At 69.3% G+C, this 5,894-nt stretch carries 6 protein-coding genes; 4 read left to right on the plus strand and 2 right to left on the minus strand.

Translation table 11 applies throughout. The annotated features are described in order from the left end of the window. Positions 1 to 277: 277 nt before the first annotated feature. Together ACFQ87_RS15135 and ACFQ87_RS15140 are read left to right on the plus strand one after the other, a co-directional pair. The gene (locus ACFQ87_RS15135) at positions 278 to 664 is read left to right on the plus strand and encodes a hypothetical protein (protein ID WP_380611191.1); all 387 of its coding nucleotides are present in this window, start codon (positions 278 to 280) and stop codon (positions 662 to 664) included. Continuing rightward, the gene (locus tag ACFQ87_RS15140) at positions 634 to 3,288 is read left to right on the plus strand and encodes a DUF6185 family protein (protein WP_380611192.1); all 2,655 of its coding nucleotides are present in this window, start codon (positions 634 to 636) and stop codon (positions 3,286 to 3,288) included. Before ACFQ87_RS15135 ends, ACFQ87_RS15140 begins: the two co-directional genes overlap by 31 nt. Before the next feature lie 197 nt (positions 3,289 to 3,485). Here ACFQ87_RS15140 and ACFQ87_RS15145 read toward each other — a convergent pair whose 3' ends face one another. Together ACFQ87_RS15145 and ACFQ87_RS15150 are read right to left on the minus strand one after the other, a co-directional pair. Beyond that, complete coding sequence (locus ACFQ87_RS15145; protein WP_380611193.1) at positions 3,486 to 3,923, minus strand: DUF3574 domain-containing protein; 438 nt, start codon at positions 3,921 to 3,923, stop codon at positions 3,486 to 3,488. A gap of 77 nt (positions 3,924 to 4,000) precedes the next feature. Further along, complete coding sequence (locus ACFQ87_RS15150; protein ID WP_380611194.1) at positions 4,001 to 4,561, minus strand: GNAT family N-acetyltransferase; 561 nt, start codon at positions 4,559 to 4,561, stop codon at positions 4,001 to 4,003. Positions 4,562 to 4,842: 281 nt separating this feature from the next. On the opposite strand from ACFQ87_RS15150, the gene ACFQ87_RS15155 reads away from it, so the two are divergent. Together ACFQ87_RS15155 and ACFQ87_RS15160 are read left to right on the plus strand one after the other, a co-directional pair. Next, the gene (locus ACFQ87_RS15155) at positions 4,843 to 5,505 is read left to right on the plus strand and encodes a DUF4097 family beta strand repeat-containing protein (RefSeq protein WP_380611195.1); all 663 of its coding nucleotides are present in this window, start codon (positions 4,843 to 4,845) and stop codon (positions 5,503 to 5,505) included. A gap of 69 nt (positions 5,506 to 5,574) precedes the next feature. Next, positions 5,575 to 5,760 carry a hypothetical protein gene (locus ACFQ87_RS15160; RefSeq protein ID WP_380611196.1) on the plus strand — a complete coding sequence of 62 codons (186 nt, stop codon included), beginning with the start codon at positions 5,575 to 5,577 and terminating at the stop codon, positions 5,758 to 5,760. Positions 5,761 to 5,894 lie beyond the last annotated feature (134 nt).

The raw sequence follows: 5,894 nt of genomic DNA on the forward strand, positions 1-5,894 counted from the left end.
GATACGGGGGGCGGGCACCCTTCTCGGCTAGCCCCTCCCCACAATTCCCGCCGAACCCCCCCGTTTCTCCTCCAACAAATGCCCGACGTCGCTCCAAGCCTTCGTTCGTGGGAAGTCGACCAGGCCGACTTCCCACGCAAGAGGGGAGGTTGCATTCGGCCGCCTGGAGCAGGGGTCCGCCGGGCTGCCGGCCGTCCCTGCGGGGTGTCGGCTTGCGGCCGTTTGTCAACGAACCTAGGCTTCCGAAAGCCACTCAGATGACATTGAGGAGCGATTCATGGGAAATCCGGCGACCACTCCCGGGCAGCCACTTCCGACGTTCGAGGAAGCCGAGGGACTGGGTCCGCAGGACAGCCAGTTCGTGCGCGATCTCGTGGATGTGCTGGAAAAGCACGGGAATCTCGACCGTTTCGGCCTGTGTCTGCTGCACGAGCACTTTCCCGTCGCGTGCGACGAGGTCCTGGTCGAGACCCATGACCTCGCGGCACGCACGCTCCAGATCCGGGTCGACAAGGCGGACGCGACCGGTCACACCAAGCCCTCGCAGTGGCGGTTCGTGAAGACCGGACGCGGCAGCGGTGAGGTCAAGAGCCACGCCTACCAGGTGATCCTGCAGTGCAGTCCGATCAGCGGGTGCCCGGGAAGCAGGAGCACACCGCGTTGAAGAACGAGGACGGCGGCGAGGTGAACACGAACACCTCGCCGCCGTCGCACGGTCGCAACGCGAGAGTCCGCAGCACCGCGCTGTACCGGTGGGGACTGTGCGCCGCGCCGTTGCTGGTTTTCCTGACTTTCTGGGGCGGACAGTCCGCCCGAGCGGATTCCCCGTACGCGAGCAGCTGCCATGCGGAGCAGTTGACCGCGGCCCATGTGGAGGTCGAACTCAGACTCGCCAACCACGCCCACAACACGGCCGAGGGCCGGGGAGTCATGACCGTCCGCGTACCCAGGTCCTGGGAGTATGCCGAGGGCCTGCTGCTGCAGAAGAGTTCTGTTGCCTACCGCGATGCGCTGCGCTGTCTCGTGCGCGACGAGCAGGAACCGGGGCGGCCCCCGCAACAGTACCTGCGCGAATACGAGTGGCGCTCGTCCGATCCGACGGTGAGCGCCGAGCCTGACTGGGTCGAGGTCGAGTACCCGACGATCTTCTGGGTCGACCAAGGCGGCATGTTCCGCGTCGGGCCGTGGGAAGTCGACGTGCACCCCGGCCAGTGGAAGCTGTCCCTCGTTCCGCCGACGGCTCTGGTGGCGGCCCATTGGGACTCGGTCGTGGTCGATCTGGGCGGCCTGGAGGCATCCAGCGTGGTGCCCGAACCCTCGACCGCCGGCAACGGGATCATGCGGTGGGGCGACCCCGACCGGCCTCAGGAGCCGGGCTCCTTGCTGGCGGTTCGGGTGGCTCCCCCGTGGCAACGCGCATGGGCGGCGGTGAGCGGCCGAAGTGCATTTCTCGTCAGCAACAAGATCGGGCAGGCCACCTGGTGGGTGGTCGTGTCCGTCATCGTCGTAGTGGCCGCTCTACGAGCCCGCCGCCGGCCGGCCCACACCGAGGCCACCGGGCTCGAAGTCTGCAGCAGCACGGTCCTGCTGCAGTGGGGTGTGATCAGCGCCGTCATCAGCCTGACGTTCCTGCCACCGCAGTACGCGCTCCTCAGCCAGCGTTGGATGATCCTGATCGGGTTCCTGGTCGGCTGGGCGTTGACGGCCACCGCCCGTCCGAACAGGTCGGTGCTGCTGGCCGCCTCGCTGGTGGCGGCGGCCGGCGGCCTAGTAGCCGGCTGGCCGTCCCTGTTCGGCCTTCCCCAGAAGCTCTCCTCCCCCGGGACCGGGCCCGTCCACGGCCTCGCCCCGCTGGCGGTCATGACCGCGGCGTTCCTGTGGCTGTGGCTGACCGGCCTGGTGCTGTGGATCTGGCGGCTCGCGTGTGAGGGCGGACTGATCTGGCCACCGACGTCACCCTGGCGGCTACGCCGCGTCGGGTCGGTCCTGGCCGTGGTCACCCTCCTCCTGCTGGGGTGGGAGTGGTGGACCCAGGACCGCAGGTGGGGGCGGGCCAGCTGGCTGAGCGACCGCGCCGTGCAGGAGTACGGTTGGCAGCACCGCTCCTTCCTGAGCGAGCATCTGGTGTCCTACACCACCGAGATTCCCGTATGGTGCGTCGCCGGGACCTGGGTGCTGACCGGCATCGCCATCGCGGCCCTGCTGCGGGCCAGGGACTTGGCGTTCCCCGTGCCACGTGCGTATCCCACCAGGCTGGACCTCCTCCTGATCGCCGTGTTCTTCGCCGTCGTGGTCGCCTACCGCCAGGGCTCGTTCGCAGGCAGCCAAGCCGCGGCTGTCCTCTGGCTCGTCCTGGACATCGCCGGGCTCTACGCCCTGTTGGCGGTCGGGAAGCGGTGGGGGGTCCTGGCCCATCGCCTTGAGGGAAGCGGGGACACTCCGAGGCTGAGCGAAGCGATCACGGAGGCGGGCCGCTCCGACCTCATCGTGCGTGCCCGCCGCTACCGGGAGCTGACCGACGAGCTCCGTGACATGGGGCCGGGGAAGAGCGAGGGAGCCGCGAGCCGACATGCGGCGGAGAAGGAACGGCACGCGGTGGAACGGGAGCTGAGCGGGCTGCACCGCTGGCGGTCGCCGACCGGAACCGCCAACGCGGCACGGCCCTGGCTGCCCGGCCAGTTCACGGTCATGGACGTCGCCCTGAGCTGGGGCCCGCATGCCAGGTGGTGGAAGAACGCCCGCAGGGCCGCCCTGCTGGCGGCCGCCTTCGGCCTTCCAGGCACTCTCGTCATCCTCTGGTTCTCCTACCAGGGGGAGCAAACTCAATGGATGCACACCGCGCAGGACTCCTTCGGGGCGCCCGAGATGATCCGGCAGTTCTTGGTCTGGGAGCTCACCGTGGCAGGCGCGGGCCTGGTGCTGGGAGCGCTCTGGCGCCTGCTGCCAGGCCGCCGCGGCGCGACACGCGCCCTGAGCCTGGCCGTCGTCTACACCCTGCTGGTCGTCCTGGGGATCCTGGGCAACCTCCTCACCGACCAGCCACTCGGCAACTGGGCCATCGCCATCTGCCAAATGCTTCTGGTACTGACCCTCACCAGCCTCGCCATGGACGCGGACACCTTCCGCGCCGAGCGGCGTCTGTGGCCCAGCCGCTTCGGACTGCTGCTCTCGATCTACCGGCTCCGCGGCTTCTCCGCGCAGATCGCCTACGTACTGGCTCAGCTGGCCGTGCTGATCGCGATCGCGAAGTTCTTCATCGGCCCCGATATTCGGACCATGAAGTTTTGAATCAAGGCGCTCCTGCCTGGGTTGAGATCCGCGCGCAACTCGTTCGTAGTCGGTTGGACCCGGAGAGGCACACGCGGTACACGGTGCGCCTCCCGTCTTCAGCACCGGCCACGGCGAACCGCCGCTGCTCCGCCGGTGCGGTCGCCGAGAACGGTTCGATGAGTCCATGGCGCTCGGCCGGCACGGAGGCCGTGGCCTCAGAACGACGCCTTGACCGGCTCGTCCACCCGGCCCACGGACTCCTGCTGGAAGCGCTGGTCGTAGGCGTGGCAGATCTCCTCGACGGCGGTGCCCGCCGGCTTCGCCTTGGGGGTCGGGTACACCAGCGTGACCAGGTAGGACCGTTCATGCTCGATGACGCCGTGGCTGTCCCGGTACTGGCCGCGCGCCTGTTCGACGGTGAGACCGTCGGGGAAGCGAGGAGTGACCACCGAGTCGACGAAGTCCTGGAACTCCTGGTCCGTGACGGCGGGACCGCCGTCGGGCCGCTCGGTGCCGAAGAACAGCTCGGTACGGGTGCACGGATCGTGCGGCGCGGTCGTCGAACCGGTCGCGCCGGCGACGGGGGCGAGAGCCGCACCCGTCACCAGCGCGGCGGTGCCGGCGAGCAGCCCGGCCCAGGTCCTGGTCTCCATGGCCTGCTCAACGGCCGCCCCGGCCAGGGGATGCACCGGTTCAGTCGCACGGGCGAAGGCCGTCCGGCGGGTGACGGCTACCGGCGCCGCTGCCAGTCGGACCGGGTGAGCTCGTACTCGACCTCGCCGTGCTCGGAGCCGGGGATCGCGTCCGGCCAGTCGCCGGTGAAGGTCCGGAGGAAGGACAGGCCGGACTTCTCCATCACGCGCCGGGAACGGGTGTTGACGGCCATGGTGTTGGCGGTGACCCGTTCCACGCGGAGCTCGGTGAATCCCTTGTCGATCAGCTCCCGCGACCCCTCGGTGGCGTAGCCCCTGCCCCAGGCGGCCTGGTTCAGCCGGTAGCCGAGCTCCACGACGGCGGGGCTGTGCTCGTCGAGGGGGCGGAACTCGAACCAGCCCAGGAAGGCGCCGGTGGCCTTCTCCTCGGCGGCCCAGAAGCCGCGGGTGCCGAAGCACGGGTAGTCGTGGCGGAGGCGCGGCAGGATCCGCGTCCGGACCGTCTCCAGGCTGGTCGGCTTGCCGCCGTTGATGAAGCGCATGACTTCGGGGTCGTTGTCCAGCGCGAAGAGGTGGTCGGCGTCGGCTTCGGTGAACGGGCGGAGCAGGAGGCGCTCGGTCTCAAGGAAGACATGCATGCCGAGATCTTGTCCGTCCGCCATCGGGCGCGCCACCGGATATCCGGTCCGAGGGCGGGGCGTCTCCGCAGTAGCGTTTACTCTTCATCTATTGCAACGAGCGGGGTGGTGCTCGTTGCATTCGATTCACGCCCACTGCAACGATTTCACCGCATCTACCTGCAGCTATGGCGCTTTGACGCAACAGATCTGTTGCCGAACATGCAAACGCAACGTAGCTTTTCCGTTGTCGAAAACAGCGGGCCGACAAGCGGCCCGCCGCCGGAGAAGGAGAAGGAACCATGCAGAAGTTCGCCACCGCCGCCCCGATCGCCACCGTCCTGGACATCCCCGCCGGCCGCATCCAGTTCATCGCCGCCGACCGCACCGACACCACCGTCGAGGTCCGCCCCGCCAACCCCGGCAAGAACCGCGACGTCCAGACCGCCGAGCAGGCCGTCGTCTCCTACACCGACGGCGTCCTGCGCATCCACACCGCCGAGCCCGCCAACAAGCTGCTCGGCCCCGGCGCCGTCGAGGTCACCGTCCAACTGCCCGCCGGCTCCCGCGTCGAGGCCCGCACCGACAGCTGCGAACTGCGCGTCGTCGGCCGCCTGGGCGACGTCGACTTCGAGGGCGCCTACCGCCAGATCAAGATCGACGAGGCGGCGAGCCTGCGCCTGAAGGCCGTCGACGGCGACATCGAGATCGGCCGCCTCACCGGATCCGCCACCATCAGCACCGCCCGCGGCGACATCCGCGTCACCGAGGCCGTACGAGGCACCCTCACCCTGCGCACCGAGATGGGCAGCATCACCGTCGGCGCCGCCGCCGGCACCTCCGCCTCCCTCGACGCCGGCACCAGCCACGGCCGCGTCACCAACTCCCTGCGCAACAACGGCACCACCGACCTCGACATCCACGCCACCACCAACCACGGCGACATCACCGCCCGCAGCCTCTGAACCCCCACCCCCGTCAACCTCGCCGCGCTGCTCGGCGGCAGGCTCCTGCCGGCCGCACTGCTGGACGAGATGCGGACGCCGCACGGGATGCTCGGCTACGGACTGGGCCTGTTCGTCCAGGAGTTGGGCCCGGACAACGACGACGTCGCCATCGTCCACCACAACGGCGGCGCCCCCGGCGGCTACGGCGCGCTGATGATCGCCACCCCGGACGGCAGCAGGACCCTGACCGCCGGGCTGACCACCGGCGACTAGTCATCGTGCTCCCACGGCCCCAACACCGAAAGTGGGGGCCCGGGCGGCTTCCCCCCCCACCCCGAACACCTTACCCCGCTCGCGGGGGGGGGCGTGCATAAAACTCACCCAAAGCAACAACCACCCCCCGAACT

The organism is Kitasatospora sp. NPDC056531 (genome assembly GCF_042794375.1).
GTDB lineage: Bacteria > Actinomycetota > Actinomycetes > Streptomycetales > Streptomycetaceae > Kitasatospora.

What these genes read in the sequence shown, in the direction of transcription:
- ACFQ87_RS15135 (WP_380611191.1), top strand. Translation starts at nt 278, where the DNA reads ATGGGAAATCCGGCGACCACTCCCGGGCAGCCACTTCCGACGTTCGAG.
- ACFQ87_RS15145 (WP_380611193.1), bottom strand. Translation starts at nt 3,923, where the DNA reads ATGGAGACCAGGACCTGGGCCGGGCTGCTCGCCGGCACCGCCGCGCTG.
- ACFQ87_RS15155 (WP_380611195.1), top strand. Translation starts at nt 4,843, where the DNA reads ATGCAGAAGTTCGCCACCGCCGCCCCGATCGCCACCGTCCTGGACATC.
- ACFQ87_RS15150 (WP_380611194.1), bottom strand. Translation starts at nt 4,561, where the DNA reads ATGCATGTCTTCCTTGAGACCGAGCGCCTCCTGCTCCGCCCGTTCACC.
- ACFQ87_RS15160 (WP_380611196.1), top strand. Translation starts at nt 5,575, where the DNA reads ATGCGGACGCCGCACGGGATGCTCGGCTACGGACTGGGCCTGTTCGTC.